This window comes from Aeromicrobium sp. P5_D10 (assembly GCF_054049535.1).
The window spans coordinates 570,474-589,454 of the sequence record NZ_JBFUME010000003.1; the positions used below are offsets into that span (position 1 = coordinate 570,474).

20 protein-coding genes are annotated in these 18,981 nt (G+C 65.3%); 8 read left to right on the forward strand and 12 right to left on the reverse strand.

The window, feature by feature from the left end; all coding sequences use genetic code 11:
- Window positions 1-103: 103 nt before the first annotated feature.
- Together ACXJKC_RS07715 and ACXJKC_RS07720 are read right to left on the reverse strand one after the other, a co-directional pair.
- Window positions 104-1,318 (reverse strand): class I SAM-dependent RNA methyltransferase, encoded by a 1,215-nt coding sequence (locus tag ACXJKC_RS07715; RefSeq protein ID WP_456696107.1) that lies wholly within the window; start codon window positions 1,316-1,318, stop codon window positions 104-106.
- Window positions 1,315-3,327, reverse strand: a complete 2,013-nt coding sequence (locus tag ACXJKC_RS07720) for an APC family permease (protein ID WP_456696108.1) — start codon at window positions 3,325-3,327, stop codon at window positions 1,315-1,317. Before ACXJKC_RS07720 ends, ACXJKC_RS07715 begins: the two co-directional genes overlap by 4 nt.
- A gap of 69 nt (window positions 3,328-3,396) precedes the next feature.
- Between ACXJKC_RS07720 and ACXJKC_RS07725 the strand changes: the two genes are divergently transcribed.
- Both ACXJKC_RS07725 and ACXJKC_RS07730 read left to right on the forward strand, forming a co-directional pair.
- Window positions 3,397-4,059 (forward strand): potassium channel family protein, encoded by a 663-nt coding sequence (locus ACXJKC_RS07725; RefSeq protein ID WP_456696109.1) that lies wholly within the window; start codon window positions 3,397-3,399, stop codon window positions 4,057-4,059.
- Window positions 4,059-4,721 (forward strand): potassium channel family protein, encoded by a 663-nt coding sequence (locus tag ACXJKC_RS07730; protein WP_456696110.1) that lies wholly within the window; start codon window positions 4,059-4,061, stop codon window positions 4,719-4,721. The genes ACXJKC_RS07725 and ACXJKC_RS07730 overlap by 1 nt, the downstream gene beginning before the upstream one ends.
- A 127-nt stretch (window positions 4,722-4,848) precedes the next feature.
- On the opposite strand, the gene ACXJKC_RS07735 is transcribed toward ACXJKC_RS07730, so the two are convergent.
- Genes ACXJKC_RS07735 through dut form a run of 4 tightly spaced genes read right to left on the reverse strand, consistent with a single transcriptional unit; the run spans window position 4,849 to window position 6,958 of the window.
- The gene (locus ACXJKC_RS07735; RefSeq protein WP_456696111.1) at window positions 4,849-5,508 is read right to left on the reverse strand and encodes a DUF3159 domain-containing protein; all 660 of its coding nucleotides are present in this window, start codon (window positions 5,506-5,508) and stop codon (window positions 4,849-4,851) included.
- Window positions 5,505-5,855 (reverse strand): OB-fold nucleic acid binding domain-containing protein, encoded by a 351-nt coding sequence (locus tag ACXJKC_RS07740; RefSeq protein ID WP_456696112.1) that lies wholly within the window; start codon window positions 5,853-5,855, stop codon window positions 5,505-5,507. Before ACXJKC_RS07740 ends, ACXJKC_RS07735 begins: the two co-directional genes overlap by 4 nt.
- 9 nt (window positions 5,856-5,864) lie before the next feature.
- On the reverse strand, window positions 5,865-6,491 hold the full coding sequence (locus tag ACXJKC_RS07745; RefSeq protein ID WP_456696113.1) for a DUF3710 domain-containing protein: 627 nt from the start codon (window positions 6,489-6,491) through the stop codon (window positions 5,865-5,867).
- Window positions 6,491-6,958: a dUTP diphosphatase gene (gene dut, locus ACXJKC_RS07750; protein ID WP_456696114.1), complete on the reverse strand. Its 468-nt coding sequence runs from the start codon at window positions 6,956-6,958 to the stop codon at window positions 6,491-6,493. The genes ACXJKC_RS07745 and dut overlap by 1 nt, the downstream gene beginning before the upstream one ends.
- Before the next feature lie 54 nt (window positions 6,959-7,012).
- On the opposite strand from dut, the gene ACXJKC_RS07755 reads away from it, so the two are divergent.
- Together ACXJKC_RS07755 and ACXJKC_RS07760 are read left to right on the forward strand one after the other, a co-directional pair.
- Window positions 7,013-7,489 carry a DUF3093 domain-containing protein gene (locus ACXJKC_RS07755; RefSeq protein ID WP_456696115.1) on the forward strand — a complete coding sequence of 159 codons (477 nt, stop codon included), beginning with the start codon at window positions 7,013-7,015 and terminating at the stop codon, window positions 7,487-7,489.
- The gene (locus ACXJKC_RS07760; RefSeq protein WP_456696116.1) at window positions 7,473-7,928 is read left to right on the forward strand and encodes a DUF4235 domain-containing protein; all 456 of its coding nucleotides are present in this window, start codon (window positions 7,473-7,475) and stop codon (window positions 7,926-7,928) included. Before ACXJKC_RS07755 ends, ACXJKC_RS07760 begins: the two co-directional genes overlap by 17 nt.
- On the opposite strand, the gene ACXJKC_RS07765 is transcribed toward ACXJKC_RS07760, so the two are convergent.
- The 3 genes from ACXJKC_RS07765 to ACXJKC_RS07775 form a co-directional block, all read right to left on the reverse strand.
- Window positions 7,903-8,202, reverse strand: a complete 300-nt coding sequence (locus ACXJKC_RS07765) for a DUF4193 domain-containing protein (protein WP_456696117.1) — start codon at window positions 8,200-8,202, stop codon at window positions 7,903-7,905. The genes ACXJKC_RS07760 and ACXJKC_RS07765 overlap by 26 nt on opposite strands.
- Before the next feature lie 63 nt (window positions 8,203-8,265).
- Complete coding sequence (locus ACXJKC_RS07770) at window positions 8,266-9,075, reverse strand: inositol monophosphatase family protein (protein ID WP_456696118.1); 810 nt, start codon at window positions 9,073-9,075, stop codon at window positions 8,266-8,268.
- Window positions 9,072-10,112, reverse strand: a complete 1,041-nt coding sequence (locus tag ACXJKC_RS07775; protein WP_456696119.1) for a ferrochelatase — start codon at window positions 10,110-10,112, stop codon at window positions 9,072-9,074. The genes ACXJKC_RS07770 and ACXJKC_RS07775 overlap by 4 nt, the downstream gene beginning before the upstream one ends.
- Window positions 10,113-10,162: 50 nt before the next feature.
- Between ACXJKC_RS07775 and ACXJKC_RS07780 the strand changes: the two genes are divergently transcribed.
- Both ACXJKC_RS07780 and ACXJKC_RS07785 read left to right on the forward strand, forming a co-directional pair.
- Window positions 10,163-11,332 (forward strand): MFS transporter, encoded by a 1,170-nt coding sequence (locus tag ACXJKC_RS07780; protein ID WP_456696120.1) that lies wholly within the window; start codon window positions 10,163-10,165, stop codon window positions 11,330-11,332.
- Window positions 11,333-11,383: 51 nt separating this feature from the next.
- Window positions 11,384-14,794, forward strand: a complete 3,411-nt coding sequence (locus ACXJKC_RS07785; protein ID WP_456696121.1) for a proline dehydrogenase family protein — start codon at window positions 11,384-11,386, stop codon at window positions 14,792-14,794.
- Window positions 14,795-14,809: 15 nt separating this feature from the next.
- On the opposite strand, the gene ACXJKC_RS07790 is transcribed toward ACXJKC_RS07785, so the two are convergent.
- A complete protein-coding gene (locus tag ACXJKC_RS07790) occupies window positions 14,810-15,430 on the reverse strand; it encodes a trimeric intracellular cation channel family protein (protein WP_456696122.1) in 621 nt (206 codons plus the stop codon).
- Window positions 15,431-15,548: 118 nt separating this feature from the next.
- On the opposite strand from ACXJKC_RS07790, the gene sepH reads away from it, so the two are divergent.
- On the forward strand, window positions 15,549-16,529 hold the full coding sequence (gene sepH / locus ACXJKC_RS07795) for a septation protein SepH (protein ID WP_456696123.1): 981 nt from the start codon (window positions 15,549-15,551) through the stop codon (window positions 16,527-16,529).
- An 8-nt stretch (window positions 16,530-16,537) separates the two neighbouring features.
- On the opposite strand, the gene ACXJKC_RS07800 is transcribed toward sepH, so the two are convergent.
- Window positions 16,538-17,191, reverse strand: coding sequence for a thymidine kinase (locus tag ACXJKC_RS07800; protein ID WP_456696124.1), 654 nt, complete (start codon window positions 17,189-17,191; stop codon window positions 16,538-16,540).
- A 173-nt stretch (window positions 17,192-17,364) separates the two neighbouring features.
- On the opposite strand from ACXJKC_RS07800, the gene ACXJKC_RS07805 reads away from it, so the two are divergent.
- Window positions 17,365-18,201: a hypothetical protein gene (locus ACXJKC_RS07805; RefSeq protein WP_456696125.1), complete on the forward strand. Its 837-nt coding sequence runs from the start codon at window positions 17,365-17,367 to the stop codon at window positions 18,199-18,201.
- Between the two features lie 62 nt (window positions 18,202-18,263).
- Here ACXJKC_RS07805 and ACXJKC_RS07810 read toward each other — a convergent pair whose 3' ends face one another.
- Window positions 18,264-18,950 (reverse strand): ferredoxin--NADP reductase, encoded by a 687-nt coding sequence (locus ACXJKC_RS07810; protein WP_456696126.1) that lies wholly within the window; start codon window positions 18,948-18,950, stop codon window positions 18,264-18,266.
- Window positions 18,951-18,981: the final 31 nt, after the last annotated feature.

Genomic DNA, 18,981 nt, shown 5'->3' on the forward strand with positions numbered 1-18,981 from the left:
CCCCCGTTCACGCTGGGGAGGCACTTACGGCCCCTCGGCGAGGTAGTTCCCGCCTCACAGCGGGGACGACAAGCGCCTCCTCGGCGGGCGACAACCAGCCTCGTCAGCGTGGGGGTGGGCTGGGCTCCAGGATCGCGACACACTCGACATGGTGGGTCATCGGGAACAGTGCGAACGCGCGCAGGCTCGTCAGCTGATAGCCCTTGCTCGCGAACGAGGCCAGGTCTCGGGCCAAGGCTGCCGGATCGCACGCGACGTAGACGATTCGGCGGGGACCCAGCGCGGCGATATCGGCGACGGCCTTCTTGGCGCCAACACGTGGTGGGTCAAGCACGACGATGTCAGCGGACTCGCCGAGGGTTCCGTGCCGCAGCGCGCGTTCGACCGTCTCGCCGACCAGGCGGACCTGTGCCAGATCGTGCAGATTGCGCCGAGCATCGCGCGAACCTCCCGGATCCGACTCGACGCTCAGCACCGAGCCGGTTTCACCGACGGCTGCTGCCAGGAAGGCCGTGAACAAGCCCACTCCGGCATACAGGTCGAGCACGGTGTCTCCGGCCTCGACCTGCGCTCCCTCGAGCACCGCATCGACCAAGGTGGCGGCGGCCTCGGGATGGACCTGCCAGAAACCCGAACCGGAGACGCGGAAGTCGGTGCTGTGCACCCGTTCGGTCAGGGCTCCACGTCCGCCGCGGGTCGTGCCGTCGCTCGCGACGATCCCGTCGACCTCGGCCTCGACCTCGTCGGTGATGCTGGCGTCGGTGACCAGCAGCCTCTCGCCGGTGGACGACACGATGGCCTCGACCGCATCGGCGTCCCAGGTGCGACCCAACACGGTCGGCAATCCCGGATGCGCGATGACGCACTCGGCCACCGGGATGATCTCGTGCGAACGGTGCTTCCGCAGTCCCGGGCGTCCTTGTCGATCGACCGCGAACTGCACCCGCGTCCGCCAACCCAGAGCGTCGGGCGAAGCTGCCTCCACGACGCCGTCCCAGGTCAGGCCGGCAAGTCTGCGCAGTTGTTCGCGGACCACATCGCCCAACAGCTCACGTTGCACCGCCGGATCGACGTGCTGGAAGTCGCAGCCCCCGCACGAACCGGCATAGGCGCACGGCGCGGCGACCCGTCCCGGGGCGGCTTCGAGCACCTCGATCGCGTCAGCGCGCAGGAACGTCTTGGTCCGTTCGGTGATCGTGATCCGAACGCGCTCCCCTGGCAGCGTGTGCCGCACGAATACGACCTGCCCGTCGAGCCGCGCCACACAGTGACCGCCATGGGCGACCGGGCCGACGTCGACAATTGCCTCAGTGCTCACTCGCGCTCTTCCACTCCACGGCGGACATCGCCGGCTGCAGGCCGTTCCTTGGCCATCTTCTTCTTCGCCAGACCCGCCGAACTCAGCTGGTAGGGCACGCTCGTCACCATGACGCCGGGCATGAACAACAGTCGGCCCTTGAGCCGCAACGCGGTCTGATTGTGCAGTACCTGCTCCCACCAACGGCCCACGACGTACTCGGGGATGTAGACCGTGATGACGTCGCGCGGACTGGACTTGCGCAGTTCCTTGACGTACCGGATGACGGGCCGGACCAGTTCACGGTACGGGGAGTCGATGACCTTCAGCGGCACTGGGATGGCCAGTTCCTCCCACTGCTTGATCAACTTGGCCGTCTGGTCGGAGTCGAAATCGACGGTCAGCGCCTCGAGCGAGTTGGGCCGTGACACCCGCGCGTACGCCAGAGCCCGCATCGTCGGTTTGTGCAGGCGACTCACCAGGACGATCGCATGGACGCGCGAGGGCAAGATGACGTCGGAGTCATCGATCGCCAGCTCATCGGAGACCCGGTCGTAGTGACGCCCGATACCGCGCATCAACAAGAAGACGCCGATCATCGCCACGATCGCGATCCACGCACCGGCCAGGAACTTGGTCAACAGCACGATGACGAGCACCGTCGCGGTCATCGCCAAGCCGATCGTGTTGACCGCCCGCGAGCGCATCATCCGTTTGCGTTCGGCCGGATCGGTCTCCGAGCGCAGATGTCTGTTCCAGTGCCGGATCATGCCGAGCTGGCTCAGATTGAACGAGACGAAAACGCCCACGATGTACAGCTGGATGAGCTTGGTGACCTCGGCGTCGAAGGCCTGGATCAGGACGATCGCGGCAAGCGCCAAGACGATGATGCCGTTGCTGAACGTCAGCCGGTCGCCGCGGGTGTCGAGCTGGCGGGGCAGAAATCCGTCGCGGGCCAGGATCGAGCCGAGGACCGGGAATCCGTTGAACGCGGTATTGGCGGCCAGGACCAAGATGATGCCGGTGCATGCGATCGTGAAGTAGAACAGCGGAGTGAAGTCTGAATACAGCGTCTTGGCCAGCTGACCGATCACGGTGTCCTGCTCATAGGACGATCCGACCGGGACACCCTTCTCGAGGAGCTGATGTGCCGGGTCCTCCACGTACCGCAGCTTCATCAGGTCGGCCAGCACGATGATGCTCATGAGCATCGCGATCGCGAGCGTCCCCAGCAACAGCAGCGTCGTCGCGGCATTCTTGCTCTTGGGTTTCTTGAACGCCGGAACGCCGTTGCTGATCGCCTCGACGCCCGTCAGCGCCGCGCAACCCGATGAGAATGCCCGTGCCAGCAAGAACACCATCGCGACGCCGGTCAGGCCCTGTTCGAACTGCCCCTCGGGCGCGATATCGAAGCTGGCACTCGGAGCGTCCGGCAGATCGCCGAACAGATAGCGCGAATAGCCCCACAGGCCCATCATCAGGATCGCGATCATGAACAGGTAGGTCGGCACGGCGAAAGCGCGCCCCGACTCCTTGGTGCCACGCAGGTTCATCGCCATCAGCAGGAGCACCAGCACGGATGCGGCCGTCGCCTCGTGCCCGTTGAGCCAGGGCAACGCGGACGTCGCATTCTGCACGCCCGAGGAGATCGACACCGCGACGGTGAGGACATAGTCGACAAGCAGCGCACTGCCGACCGTTAGACCGGCCGTCGGGCCGAGATTGACCGTGGCGACTTCATAGTCGCCTCCACCGCTGGGGTAGGCATGGACGTTCTGGCGATATGACGCCACGACAGTCAGCAGGACCAGTGTCACGGCGATGCCGATCTTCCAATTGAACGCATAGGCCGACAGACCGCCCAGCGACAAGGTCAGGAAGATCTCGTCGGGCGCATATGCGACAGACGACAGCGCATCACTGGCAAAGACCGGCAGGGCGATGCGCTTGGGCAGCAACGTCTCGCCCAATTGGGTGCTGCGGAGCTTGCGCCCGACTACTGCGCGCTTGAGGACCTCGGTAACTCCCACGAGAGATGATGCTAGACCTCACAAGCCTCATGCGCGCACGTGTGGCCCAGCCGGTGTAGCGTCGCCTGCGTGCACATCGTGATCATGGGCTGCGGCCGCGTCGGCTCGACGCTGACGCGAAGCCTCGAGCAACGCGGCCACTCCACCGCCGTCATCGACACCAATCCCGACGCGTTTCGCCGCTTGGGGACGCGATTCACCGGAATCACGGTGACCGGCATGGGCTTCGACCGCGAGGTCTTGAAGAAGGCCGGCATCGAACGGGCCGACGCCTTCGCCGCAGTCTCCAGCGGTGACAACTCCAATATCATCTCCGCGCGTGTCGCGCGTGAGCAGTTCCAGGTCGAGAACGTCGTCGCGCGTATCTACGACCCGGGACGTGCCGAGGTCTACGAGCGACTCGGCGTACCCACCGTGGCGACGGTCCCCTGGGCCGCCGACCAGGTCCTGCGGCGGCTCCTCCCAGCAGGCACCGAGCCTGCCTGGCGCGACCAGTCCGGCGACGTCCGGCTCGACCTGGTGTATGCGCCTTTCTCCTGGATCGGGCACCGGATCGCCGATCTCGAGGAGGCTGCCAGTGTCCGTGTCGCCTATCTGTCCCGCCTGGGTGCGGGCCTCATCGCACGCCCCGACACCGTGATCCAAGAAGGCGACTATCTCAGCGTCTTCATGCTCGAGGCATCCGCCGAGAGCACCCATGCAGCGCTCGAAGCAGGGCCGGAGGCCGACTGATGCGCGTCGTGATCGCCGGAGCCGGAGCCGTCGGCCGCTCCGTGGCTCAAGAACTCATCGACAACGGCCACACGATCTTGCTGATCGACAAGTCGCCGGCCTCGATCCGCTCCGAGATGGTGCCCAAGGCCCAATGGCTCCTTGCCGACGCTTGCGAGCTGTCGTCTCTGGAGGAGGCACAGCTCGAATCATGCGATGTCGTCATCTCCGCGACGGGTGACGACAAGGCCAATCTCGTCATCTCGCTGCTCGCCAAGACCGAGTTCGCGGTGCCGCGCACCGTGGGCCGGGTCAACCATCCCAGCAATGAGTGGCTGTTCAGCGAGTCCTGGGGTGTCGACGTCTCGGTCTCGACCCCGCGGTTGATGTCGGCGCTGGTCGAGGAGGCCGTCACGGTCGGAGACCTCGTGCGGCTGTTCACGTTCCGCCAGAGCAATACCAACCTGGTCGAGCTGACGATGCCCGCCGATTCGCCGTTCGTCGGCAAGCGGGTCAGCGAAGTGCCGTGGCCGACCGATGTCGTGCTGGTCGCGATCCTGCGCGACAACAGCATCCAGACGCCCGACGCCGACCGCTCCCTGGAGTCAGGCGACGAACTCCTGTTCGTGACCCCCTGTGAGGCCGAAGACAACCTGGGCGAACTCCTCTCCCCCAAGGGCTAAGGGGTACGCGCGCAGGGCGACCCCGGCTGAGGAGGCTGCTATGGCCCGCCGAGGAGCCATCAGATCGCTAGGCCGGGACGAGAACTCGCTCGTCGGCGGGCGATAACCGCCTCGTCAGCGGGCCTGTCTATGACGGGCCCTCGATGGGGGTCCGGTTTCGGCTCAGCAGCCAGGCCATGGCCGCAAAGGACGCGAGTTGCAGCGGCCAGCCCAGAGCGATCTTCGAGGCCCCGAGTAGACCGATCTCGTGGTTGAGCCACAACGGGAGCTGCACCGCGACGCGGATGACGCACGGGATCGCCAGGATCCAGGTCAGCTGCGAGCACAGCTTGACCATGGCCTTGTCGCTGTGCCAAGCCGTCGCGTCGCCGGTGACAGAACCCACCATGAACCCGACGATGGGCCAACCGATCACGATCGTGAAGATGATGACGACGGCGTAGCCGCTGTTGTAGATGATCCCGGGCGTGAAGACCGCCCGTGCGATGTCCTCGTCCGAGCCGCCGGACTGTGAGGCGCGGTAGGCGAACAAGGCACCGATGCCGATGCCGACAAGGGCGTTGAACACGAACTGGGTCGTCGAACGCTGCAAAATCCGCAGCAGCAGAAGGCCGGCGGTGACACCGATGCTGACGTACAGCGAGAGCCGGATCTGGTCGGTCGTCAGGAAAAGCACCGTGAACAGCGCTGTGGGAACCGCGCTCTCGACGATGCCCCGACGGCCGCCGAGTGCCCTGGCCAGCTGGGCGCGAACGACCTGTTCGACGGTGACCTGACTACTGGTCACGCGTCGAGCTCATACCGCGGGTTGTACAGGACACGCTCCATACCCCGCATGCCGATGCGCCCGTGCGCGGTCAGTTGACGTCCGACCGCGACGCCGGCGATCCTGCGGCGACCCAGCCAGATCAGCGTGACGGTGTCGGAACCGTCGTAGAGTTCTGCCTCCAGCGCCGTCACACCGTCGACGGGCCGCAGCGTGACCGACCGCAGGACCCCGTGCACCGCCACGACCGAACGGTCGGGCAATGAGGCGATGAGCTTGCAACCTGCCTTGGTCGCATCGCTTTTGAGTTCGCCGGCCTCTTGCTGCTCTGACGACAGCCGTTCGAGCGTGCGGCTGAAGAGTCCCATACCCCGATTCTACTCTCCGTCGAGGACGACGGTGTCGGTCGTCGGCGGCGTCAGAAGCAGTGCTTCACGCAGCAGCCGGGGCTCGCTGCCCCGGACGACGATGACATCGCGCAGCGCGTCCATGAGGATGCCCTCGTCGGAGACATTGAGGCCCGCATCGCCCAGGAACGTCGCGCGCAACAACCACCGGGGACCCTCTATCCCGACGATCCGGCTGGGCTGGAAACCTTCCTCGCCCTCGACCTCGACGGGCACACGGACGTGGAGTTCGGGGCCGAACAAGCCGTCCACCTGCTCACACTGACCATTGAGCCGCTCAACCTCCAAGATCAGGTCATCACGGACCTCGTCCCAGAGCCCACCGGACTTGTTGGCCGCGAATGCCCGCAGTTCGAGAGCCGCATTGTCGGTGATCAGTACAACCGAACCGATGTTGTCGTTCTCGTCGACCGGCATTTCGAGATTGAGACCGACGCGAACCTTCACGAGTAGCGCACCGAGGTCGACATAGGCGGGGTCGTCCCCCGGCGAACGCTCAGATGAGTCCCAAGGACCGAGGTGACGGAACCCCTCGACCGGCTTGCTCTCCTCGACCTGTTCCTCGACAGGCTGATTCTTATTGCGTCGGCGTGCCATTAGCTGTTCTCCTCGTGGATGTCAGCGGTCGCATGACCACCTGTAGAACCGTATCCCCCCGCGCCTCGCGCGGAACCATCAAGCGCCACAACTTCTGTGAAGATGGCACGCTCGACCCGTTGGATCACGAGCTGCGCGATGCGATCCCCGCGACTCAATGTGATCGTCTCGCGCGGGTCGTGGTTGATCAGCAGGACCTTGATCTCGCCGCGATAGCCCGCATCGATCGTTCCGGGGGTGTTGACGATCGACAGGCCGAGACGCAGCGCAAGCCCCGACCGCGGGTGCACGAAGGCCGCCAGCCCATCGGGCAGCGCGATCGCGATACCGGTCGGCACCAGGACCCGTTGGCCGGGTGCCAGCTCGACGTCGATCGTCGTCACCAGATCCGCGCCGGCGTCACCGGGATGCGCGTACTCCGGCAGGGGGACGCTCGGATCAAGCCGTGTCACAGTCACCTCGAACATGGCTGCGACCCTACCTGCGTCGGGTCCGCAACCGTCATGAGGCAAAGTTGAACTGTGACGAACTACCGCGAACGTCTGACCGCTCCCGTGTCCTGGTGGCTGGCCGCCATCGGATTTGCCCTCGTGTGGGGCTGGGTGTTCTGGGTCGTGACGACGTGGCCCATCACGATCACCGTCACGGCGCTGTTGGCCGCTGCGGGCTGCTATCTGGTCTGGCGCTACGGATCTGTCCTGATCACGGTCGACGCCAACGGACTCCGCGTCGGCCAGGCCCACCTGGAACCTGAATTCATCGGCCAGGCCACGGCGCTCAACCGGGCGGCCTACCGGGCCCGTCTCGGTACCGAGGCCGATGCCCGCGCCTACCTCATGACTCGGCCCTATCTCGACCATGGAATCGCCGTTGTCGTCGACGATCCGACCGATCCGGCACCATACTGGCTGATCTCAAGCCGACATCCCGAGGCCTTGGCCACGGCGCTGGCACCCACACGATCGAACGGAGACGCTCCCAGTGGCAAAGAAGCGTAAGAAGAAGCCGTCCTCGCTCGAGGCCCAGGCAGCTGCGACGCCCACGACGAAGGCACCCGGCAAGGGCACCTGGAAGTTGATGGACAAGGGCGCGACCATCGCGGCGGGGCTCGTAGCCCAGCGCGCGACGATGCTCACCTGGCGCGCGGTCACCGGCAAGAAGCCCCCGACCACGGGACGTCATCCCGAGGTCAGCACCCGTGAGGCCGTGGCGTGGGCCGTGGTCGGCGGGGCCATGGTCGAACTCGTGAAGGTCGCGACGCGACGTGGCGCGGCGACCTACTGGGTCAAGTCGACCGGCCAGTTGCCCCCGGGTATGAAGCCGCTGGTCAAGACTGATGTGACGGCGACGACCCGCGACGCAAAGGAGCCGGCCCCGAAGGAACCGGCTCCAGCATCGTCACCCCGAAAAGTCAGTCGGCGCAATCGCGACAGATGAACGCGCCATTCTTCTCCGACGCGAGTTGGCTGCGGTGGTGAACCAGGAAGCATGACGAGCAGGTGAACTCGTCGAGCTGCTTGGGAACCACCTGGACGGCCAGCTCTTCGTGCGAGAGGTCGGCTCCGGGCAGCTCGAATGACTCCGCCGCCTCGGTCTCGTCCTCATCGACCTTGCCGGAATTCTTCTCGTGCCGACGCGCCTTGAGCTCCTCGATACTGTCCTCGGACTGCTCTTCTTCAGTCTTGCGCGGTGCGTCGTAGTCGGTAGCCATCAACTCTCCTATTGTGCGGAACAACCGGCGTGATTGTGCCACATGTCGATGTGGTCGTCACACTCAGAACCCACAAGTGCGAACCAGGGCAAAATATTCCTCTGCCATGGCTGGGTGTGCTGCCATCACCATACGTTCATTCGGCTCGCTGTCGAATCCGGTCACGATCAGCCCCGATTCGGTCGCAACCAGTCCCGCTGCGGCCTGATCCCACAGATGCAGTCCCTGCTCGAAATACATGTCGTACTGGCCCTCGGCGAGAGCACACAGGTTGAGCGCCGCCGACCCGGTGCGACGGATGTCGGCGATCTGCGGCAGGAACCTGGCCATCGCGGCCGCCTGCTTGGCCCGGATCTCCTGGACGTAGTGGAATCCCGATGCCACGACCGCGCGCGACAGCGGTGCACCGACCGGTGCGGTCAGCATGATCCGCGCGTCCCCGTCGTACCGCCATGAGCCGGCACCGAGCTCGGCGCCCCATTCATCGCCGTTCGCGATGTTGACGACATATCCCGCCACGATGACGCCGTTTCGACGCGCCGCGATCGCGACGGCATAGGCCGCGATGCCGTGGATGAAGTTGACCGTGCCGTCGATCGGATCGACGATCCAGTCGACACCTGACCTGCCGATGATGTCGTCGCCTTCCTCCCCGACGAATCCGTCGTCGGGTCTGGCGGCGAAGATCCGGTCGCGGATCAGCCGTTCGCAGGCCTGGTCGATCTCCGTGACGACGTCCGTCGGGCTGCTCTTGGTCGTGGCGACGTCGACGCGACCGTCAGGACGGCTACGGCGTACGAACTCGGCGGCCTCCAGGCCCACGGTCCGGGCGAGCTCCAGAAGGCTCGCCAGAGCGCTCACAGGCGCGTTCACGCGATCGTGGGCAGAGCTGAACGGGGGTTCACGCAGCAGTCGACGGCGCACACGTCATGCGAGGCTCCCAAAGGCCCGAGGCTCGAGCGGGTGATCGTCTCTCCCCGTTCGACTGCGGCCCTCTCGATGAGCAAGTCACGAACCATCGCGACGAAGTCCGGGTGGGCTCCGGGCGTGTCGACCCGTCGATAGCGCAGGCCCAGATCATCGGCGGTCGCCTTGCCCTCGGTGTCGAGATCGTAGATGACCTCCATGTGATCGGAGATGAATCCGATCGGCACCACGATGACCGATTCGACGCCATCGGCGTGCAGCGCCCGCAGCTGGTCGTTGATATCGGGCTCGAGCCACGGTGTGTGCGGTGAGCCCGAACGCGAGCAGTAGGCCAAGGACCAGCTGTCAGCGCCGGCGCCCGCGGCGACGAGCTCGGCAACGCTCTCGTGCTGTCGCACATACGCCTGACGGCCAGGGCCTCCGCTCGCCTCGTTCATCGTCGTCGGGATCGAATGCGTCACGAACACGACATGCGTGCCAGCCGGCGCGGACTCGACCTCCTCCCGAGTGGCCTCGTTGAACGGCCCGATGAAACCCGGATGATTGAAGTAGTGCCGCAAGCGGCTGAGCTCGATGTCGAGGCCCGTCGTCGCGTCATACAGATTCTCGCGGTACTGACGGCAACCCGAATACGACGAATAGGCACTTGTGACGAAACAGGCCGCTCGTTCGATCCCGTCCGCTGCCATCTGCCGGGCCGTATCGCGCAGATACGGATCCCAATTGCGGTTGCCCCAGTAGATCGGCAGGTCGAGACCGTGATCGGCGAAGTCCTTGCGCAATGCGTCGAGCAGCTCACGATTGAGGTCGTTGATCGGGGACTTGCCGCCGAACAGGAAGTAGTGCTGGCCGACCTCTTCAAGACGTTCGCGCGGGATACCGCGCCCGGCCGTCACATTCTCGAGGAAGGGCACGACATCGCCGGGCCGTTCCGGACCGCCGAACGAGACAAGCAGGAGCGCGTCGAAGGGGCGAACGTTCATGGCCCTATTCTCGCACCGGGACCGAATGGTCACCCGTTGGGAAGGTAAGGATGCTGACCAAGTACCGGGACGCGCTGTCGCACCAGGGCGCGGCGCTGTTCTCGTTCACCGCATGGTGGGCCCGGTTGCCAATGTCGATGGCCGGACTCGGCATCGTCCTGCTGATCCACGAGCGCACAGGTTCGTACGGCGAGGCCGGCGTCATGTCGGCGGCCTACGTGCTCTCGGCGGCAGCATTCGGCCCCTGGCAGGGACGGTTCGTCGACCGGCTGGGACAGAGCACGGTCCTGTACACGGTCGGCGCGTGCTATCTGCTGGGCATGACCGCGTTCATCCTCGTGCTCGACGCCGGCTGGGATGCTCCGTGGCCGCACTTGTGCCTGATCCTCACCGGATTGACGACCCCTCAGGTCGGCAGCATGGTCCGCGCCCGCTGGTCACATCTGCTGACCGACCGTGAACAGCTCAACACCGCATTCTCGATCGAGGCGGTCCTCGACGAGGTCGCGTTCATCGTCGGCCCCGTGCTCGTGACATTTCTCACCCTGCATGTCAGCGATATCTCCGGGCTCCTGTTCGCTGCGACCGCCGCATTCCTCGGCAGCTGGGCCTTCGCCGCGCAGCGCGGCACCGCACCGCCGGTCAGCGATGTGCATCGCACGGAGCCCACGCCGATCGGGTGGGTCCTGCTCGGCCCGCTGGTCGCGGTGTCATGTTGCCTCGGCATCATCTTCGGATCGGCCGAGGTCGTCATCGCGGGCTTCACCGACGAACACGGCAATCGCGGTGCTGCCGGTCTCGTCCTGGCCGCCTGGGCAGCCGGCAGTCTCGTCGCAGGAGTCGCGGTCGGCGCGCTGCCCCAGGCCGTGAATCCGCTGCGCCGCCTGCGGGTCTCGATCCTGCTGCTCGGCCTGCTGTTCCTTCCGTTCATGCTGTTGTCGAGCATTCCCCTGCTCGCTGTCGGCATGTTCTTCGGTGGATTCATGATCTCCCCGAGCCTCATCTCGATGGTCCAACTGATCGAGCGCCAAGTGCCGTCCTCGCGACTCACCGAGGGGCTCACCTGGAGCATGACCGGGATGTCGGTCGGCATCGCACCGGGCGCTGCCGTCGTCGGTGTCGTGATCGACGGGCACGGCGCATCGACAGGCTTCTTAGTGCCTCTCTCGGCCGGGCTCATCAGTGCCGCGATCGCGTGGAGCGTCCGCTCGACGGACTGAGTTCAACGGAGTGTGAACAACCGGGACCAAAGTCACTAGGATTGGCCCACGATGACCGAACTGCCTCTTGCCGACCGCAGCGTCGAGCTCGTCCGAGCCTGGATTGATCCCCACAGCCCAGACGGTCAACGCTCACGTGGACGCCGACCCGATCCCGCGGCCCAGCGCCTCGCGACGCTGCTCCGGGACCCCCGCGGACTGGAGTTCACGATCGGCTTCCTCGACCGGGTCGTTCGTCCTGCCGACCACCGCGTCGCGACGCGTCATCTCCGTGCCCTCAGCCGAGATCTTCCGCCGTCTCTGCCGTTCGGCCAGCGCCTACTGCTCAAACTGGGCTCGATGGCAGCGGTCCTGTTCCCCGGCATCGTCGTCAGGATCGGTCGGCGCACCGTGCGTCGTCTGCTCGGGCACCTCATGGTCGACGCACAACCGTCGCAACTGGGCCGCGCGATCAAGAAGTCGCGCTCGGCCGGCGATCGGCTCAATCTCCATCTGCTCGGTGAGACCGTCCTGGGCGAGGTCGAGGCCGCTCGACGACGCGACAGCGCGCTCGAACTGCTCGAACGCGACGACGTCGACCACATCTCGATCAAGGTCTCGTCGGTCGCGAGCCAGTTGTCGATGTGGTCATTCGATGAGTCCGTCGACCGGGTCGTCAAACAGCTCACGCCATTGTTCGACCGGGCCGCTGGCGGCCAATCGAAATTCATCGATCTCGACATGGAGGAGTACCAAGACCTCCACCTGACGATCGCGGTCTTCACCCGGCTCCTCGATTCATTCCCCGATCTCCAGGCGGGAGTCGTCCTGCAGGCCTATCTGCCCGATTCGCTGGCCGCCATGAAGTCGCTGCAAGAGTGGGCGGCGCGGCGCCGTACCGCCGGCGGGGCCGCCATCAAGGTCCGAGTCGTCAAAGGCAGCCACCTCGCGATGGAGCACGTCGACGCGCAGATCCATGGCTGGCCTCTGGCCACCTGGTCGACCAAGCAGGAGACCGACACGCAATACAAGCGAATCCTGCAGTGGGCACTTCGCCCCGAACGGGTCGATGCCATACACATCGGCGTCGCCAGCCAGAACCTGTTCGACATCGCCTACGCGTGGCTGCTCGCCGGCGATCGCGGCGTCCGCGACGGGGTCGGCTTCGAGATGGCGCTCGGCATGGCCTCTGGTCCGGCCGACGGAGTGCGGGCCGACGTCGGCCCGTTGCTGCTCCATGCACCGGTCGTGCACCCCACCGAGTTCGACGCCGCGATCCCCTATCTCGTGCGACTGCTCCAGGAGAATTCCGGCACCGACAACTTCATGTCGGCGGCATTCGAACTGGCACCCGAACCGGCACTGTTCGAGCGCGAGGCCCAGCGCTTCGTCGCTTCGGTCAAGGAAACCGAAGCGGCAGCACCGGCCACCCACCGGGTGCAGAACCGTCTGACCGAGCTCTCGATGCGTCCCGGCGACACTTTTGTCAACACCCCCGACACCGATCCGTCGATCGAGGCCAATCGCGAATGGGCTCGGCTCGCTGTGGCGCGCTCGTCGTACACCCAGCTCGGCAGTCAAACGGTCCAGATCGGCAAGGTTCCCGGTCCGGCCAGCCTCGAGACGATCATCCACGATGCCCGTGATGCCGCAGTCGCATGGGAAGCCCGCGGGCCGGAGGTGCGCAGCTGGATCCTGCACCAGGCAGCCAATGCGCTCGGCGCACGACGCGGCGATCTGGTGTCGGTCATGGCGGCCGAGGCAGGCAAGACCGTCCCCGAGGCCGACACCGAGATCAGCGAAGCCGTCGATTTCGCCCACTACTACGCCGATTCGGCACGCCGGCTCGAAGTCGTGGACGGTGCCCGATTCGTGCCCGATTCGCTGGTCGTCGTGGTGCCGCCATGGAACTCTCCGGTTGCGACCCCGGCCGGTTCGGTGCTCGCAGCCCTCGCCGTCGGAAGCGCCGTGATCGTCAAGGCCGCACCCCGAACCCGTCGTTGCGCGGCTGTCATGGTCGAGGCTCTGTGGCAGGCAGGTGTCCCCCGCGAAGTGCTGCGCTTCGTCACGATCGACGAAGGTCCATTGGACAAGGCGCTGATCTCGCACTCCGGTGTCGACCGGGTCATCCTCACCGGCGATTGGAAGACCGCACGGCTGTTCCGCTCGTGGCGGGCCGATCTGCCGCTGATGGCCGAGACCAGCGGCAAGAACGCAATCGTCGTCACTCCCAACGCCGACATCGACCTCGCGGTCGCCGATCTGGTCGAGAGCACCTTCTCGCATGCCGGTCAGAAGCGTTCGGCCGCGAGTCTGGCCATTCTGGTGGGCTCCATGGCCGGTTCGGCCCGCTTCGAACGTCAGCTCATCGACGCGGTCTCATCGCTCAAGATCGGGATGCCCGATGATCTCGAGGTCGCAGTGGGCCCGCTCATCGAGGCACCTTCGGATGAGCTGACCGAAGGCCTCACAACACTCGGGCCGGGTGAGCGCTGGCTCCTTGAACCGCGCCAGCTCAGCACGGACGGACGTCTCTGGTCACCCGGCATCCGAACCGGTGTCAGGCCCGGCAGCGCATTTCACACCACCGAATACCTCGGTCCGGTGCTCGGCATCATGCACGCCTCGTCGCTCGAGCAGGCGATCAGATGGCAGAACGCCACGGGCTTCGGCCTGACTGCCGGTATCCACTCCCTCGACGCCGCCGAGGTATCGACCTGGATCGACGCCGTCGAAGCGGGCAATCTGTACGTCAACCGTGGCATCACCGGCGCGATCGTGCAGCGGCAGCCCTTCGGCGGCTGGAAGCGTTCATCGGTCGGCGCGACCGCCAAAACCGGTGGTCCCAACTATCTGACCTGCCTCGGCTCCTGGCAGCCTCGCCCGCTGCGGGCCGTATCGACGCAGATCAGGTTCGCGCCCGCTGTGGCCGCAGTCCTCGCCGCCGTCGAGTCTCACGTCACGGCGGCCGAGTTCGCGGACCTCCGGGCCGCGGCGGCGTCCGACGACATCGCGTGGACCCGCGAGTACGGTGTGGCCAAAGATGTCTCAGCGCTCGGGGTCGAACGAAATCTGCTGCGCTATGTCCCGACGCCCGTCACGGTGCGATTCGACGGCTACCTGCCCGAACTCGTGCGCGTCCTGCTGGCTGCGGCGCGGACCGGAGCGCCGGTCTCGGTCAGTTCCCGCACACCGCTGCCGGATGGCCTTGCCCCTGAGGTCTGGGTCGAGGCCGACGACGGCTGGACCGCGCGCGTCGTGCGCGAACGTCCTTCGCGGGTACGTCTGGTCGGCACCGATGCCAAGGGGCTCGCGACCGTCCTCGACGGCGATCCGGATGTGACGGTCTACGCGGATCCCGTGACCCAGTCCGGCCGGATCGAAGCACTGCCCTTCCTGCTCGAGCAGTCGATTTCGATCACTCATCATCGTTTCGGATATTCCCACTCCGATCCCGACTTCGCGGGGCTCCTCCCCCGCTGACGGTTTACCAAGCCGTCAGCCGAGGTGCGTGCCAGGCGGCAGGGGCGCCGTCCAGCCACGCCGTAGCGCCAGCACCCGCCACACCAGGCAGATCGCGGCGCCCAATCCGTACCACCACTGCGACCAGTCCTGATGCGCGACGACCGCGGCCACGAGCGCACCCGCGAAGGCCGGTGTGGCATACAACTCACCCCGGAAGACCGCTGGGACACGGCCCGATGCCACGTCACGCAACATGCCGCCGCCGATCCCGGTCAGCATGCCCAGCGCCGACGAGGCCAGCACGTTGAGACCGGCCGCCTCGGCCGCGACCGCGCCTGTCACACAGAACAGCGACAGCCCGAGCGCGTCCAGCAGCATGATCTCCCGCTCCAGACGACCGAACGTCGGATGAAACAAAAACACCACCAGCGCAGTCGCGAACGGCACCACGAGATATCGCCAGTCGTCGAGCGCCTTGGGCGGCACCGCGCCGATCAGGACATCGCGCATGACTCCGCCGCCGAGACCCGTCATGAGCGCGAGCACCGCCACGCCGAAAACGTCCAGCTCCTTGCGGACCGCGACCAGGGCTCCCGTGGATGCGAATACGGCGATCCCGGCGAGATCGAAGATCAACAACAAGGTGTCGGACACGGCCATGACGCTATCGCGTCTCGGCGCGTCGCAGCATTTCCGTGGCTCGCCCGCCTACGATGAAAACTACACTTCGTGTGAACGCCCACCCGAAGACGTCAATATCGAAGGCGATGACATGCGTGACCTGAGGATCGAGGGTTGGAGCGACGACAAGCGCTTCCTCGTCGCACGTGATGTCACAACAGGCGACAAGTTCCGCCTCCCAGCTGATCAACGTCTCACTTCCCTGATCGGCTCACAGTCCCCGCACAATGGGCAGTCCCGTCCCGGAAGCAGCTCCGGCCAGTTGGAGATCCGCATGGAAAGTTCACTCAGCCCGCGCGACATCCAGACCCGAATCCGCCGGGGGGAATCTCCCCAATCGGTGGCCGACTCCGCAGGCGTCACGGTCGAGAGCATCAGCGGCTTCGCCGGACCGGTGCTCGCCGAGCGCGAATTCATGTGCGAGCAGGCCCGCAAGACCACGATCCGCCGCAAGCACATCGGTGGCGCCGGTGTGCTGCTCGGTACCTTGGTCGACGACAACATCGTGACGGCCGGCGGTGTGCCCGAAGCCGCGCTGTGGGATGCCTGGCGACGCGAAGACGGCCGTTGGACCGTTGTCGTCACTCCTGCGGATCGTACGCAGCCTGCGACCTTCCTGTTCGACGTCAAGAGCCGCTACGTCATGCCGGCCGATGAGTACGCCCACGATCTGGTCGGCGATGTCGCCCTGCCGGATTCGGCCGACATGGCAATCGCCGACGCGGTGCGTTCACCCGGACGTCCGGCTGAGCCACTGCCCCTGGAGCCCGAAGAGCCCGTTGCGCAGGAAGACGAGCCGGCTCTCCCGGAGGCTCCTGCCGTCCAGGAGCCGCTCACCGGCGTCTCCTCGCTCAAGGAGGCTCGCGATCGGCGGGCCCTGGAGCAGTTGGCAATCAGCGAGACCGAGGCCGAGTCTCAGGCGCCCGAGGTCGAGACCGTCGCCGACGATTTCGAGGATTCCCTCGAAACCAATGTCGCGGTTCCCGACACTATGGGCCCGCGCAAGAAGCGTCACGAACGTCGTCGCGTCCCCAGCTGGGACGAGATCATGTTCGGCGACAAGTCCGACTGAACCGGCTCTCAGTCGAACGGCAGGACGTCGGGCGACATCGCAGCAGCCTTCGCGGTAGCCGTCGTCATCCGGCGACGATGGTGCCGCCTGCACAGCACCTCGTACCCCACCTGGCGTACGGGACGGTCGATGTCGTCGACATCGCCCACGACGATGACTTCGCCTTCCGTGACCATGACGCCATCCTCGGTACGCGCATTGTGGGTGGCCCGCTCGCCGCACCAGCACAGGGCTTCGACCTGGAGCGTGTGCACCCGGTCGGCCAACTCGATCAACCGTAATGATCCCGAGAACAGTTTGGTCCGAAAATCGGTCAGGATGCCGAATGCGAAGATGTCGATCGCGAGCTCGTCGGTGATCTTGGCGAGATGGTCAATCTGTTCGACGGTGTAGAACTGCGCCTCGTCGCACACGAAGTAGTCGATGCGACCACCCTGGGTCAGCTCGTCGACCGTGAACTGCCAGAAGTCGAAGGAGTCGTCGACCTCGATCGCGGCGACGGCCAATCCCAAGCGGCTCGACAACGTCGCGGTGCCGGCGCGATCGTGTGACGTGAACACTCGCCCGACTCGTCCGCGAGCCCGGTGGTTGTGATCCATCTGGAGCGCCAAGGTGCTCTTGCCGCAGTCCATCGTGCCACTGTAGAAGTTGAGGTCCGCCACCTGGATATTCTCTCATTGCTGGCTCTCAGCCAAGACATCGTGATCGTGTCTCGGACACTGAAACAATCCAATCACCGATGGTTGCACCGCGCAGACACTAGTGTGGCTACTGCACGGCGTACGGACATCGAGCGCCACGAAGCAGGAGAAATGCGATGCCCCGCACCATGCCGATGCTGATCGCCGGCGCCTTGTCCTTGACCGTCCTGTCCGCTGTGCCAGCGGAGGCCGCCAGCAACAAAGTCACGATCAAACCGATCGCGTCCAAGACGGTTCCGTACAAGAAGTCCACGACAATCAAGCCGCGCGTCACCACCAGCGGCAAGGTCAAGGTCAGTAGCAAGACCCTGACGGTGAAAAAGGGCCGTAAGACGCTCGCGAAGAAAAAGAAGAGCGTCAAGCTCAAAGCCGGCAAATACCAGGTCACCCAAACCGTGAAGTATCGCACCTACAAGATGGCACCGACGAATGTGCTTGCCATCTCAAGAGGTGATGAGCTCCCCAGCTGGGAGAACGATGGCGGCATCTGGTGGACCAGGTGCACCGTCACCGGGGTGTGGGGTGTCGAGGACTACACGCTGACCTGCGCTCTGGTTGGGGCCACCGTCAGCGAAGTCGAACTCCACAGCGGCGACTTCTTCACCTACGAGGAAAACCTGCAAATCGGCGACGACATCCGCCCGTACAGCACCTACAGCCCCGTGGACATCTACCAACGTAGAAGCGCGCCTCTCTACGGCAAGACTCATACCAAGACCAAGACCCAGTCCCTCACCATCAAGCAGGGCAAGAAGCCGCGGGGATGCGCCACCAAATCGGCCTATAACCGGGTCAAATATGGCGATTCGAAATCGACCGTCACCTCCAAGATGGGTACGTCGGGCAAGGTCTTCTACGATGCCGGCGGATACCAGGGCCGGGAGTACAAGACCTGCGACAGGTCCCAGTACATGTCAGTCTCCTTCAAGGATGGCTATGTCTACGACAAGCTGTTCGCCGACTTCGGCTGACCTGCCGCAGTCGGCACCGTGACCGGGGACGGCTTCGGCTGACTCGCAGCTGGATCGGGGTGCTAGTACCCGCCGAAGCTGTCGATGCGGATGTCGTCATGGTCGACACCTATTGCGTCGAGCAGTTCCTCGGTGGACTCGACCATGCCTTCCGGGCCGGCAACGAAGTAGTGGTGGGCCTCGACGCTGATCAGGCCGCTCAGCAACCGTTCGCGCTCCTTGCGCTTGAGTCCCTTGGTGACCAGGTAGTCGAATCGGGCGTCGACGAGCTCCGTCCGCCAGGCGTCGAACTCGTCCTTGAACAAGAATGCATCGGTCTGGTTGAGGTAAACCATCTCCACCGAACCCCTGCTGCGCTTGTCGACCATCTCCTTGATCATGCTGCGAAACGGCGCGACGCCCACTCCGCCCGCGATGAGGACGCTGTCGCGGTGCTCGTTGAGGTGGAACTCGTAGTCGTTGCCATATGCCGTGATCGTGGCCGAGTCACCCGGCCTGGACGCCGCGAGAGTCTTCTTGACCTCGCTGAGGCCCTCCTTGAAGGTGATCATCAAGTCGGGCTCGGTCGGGGACGACGACAGCGAGTAGGTCTTGCCGCCGCGAAGATCAGATCCGAAGTGCAGGTCGACCCAGTCGCCGGGCTCGTAGTCGAACCCGCGCGGTCGTTGGTAGACGACGCTGAGGTGCTGGCGCGTCTCGGGTCGTACCTCTTTGACCGTCAGCTCGATGTCGACGTATTGGTGTGCCACCCGGCAAGCCTGGCAGAGCCGAGACACCCGC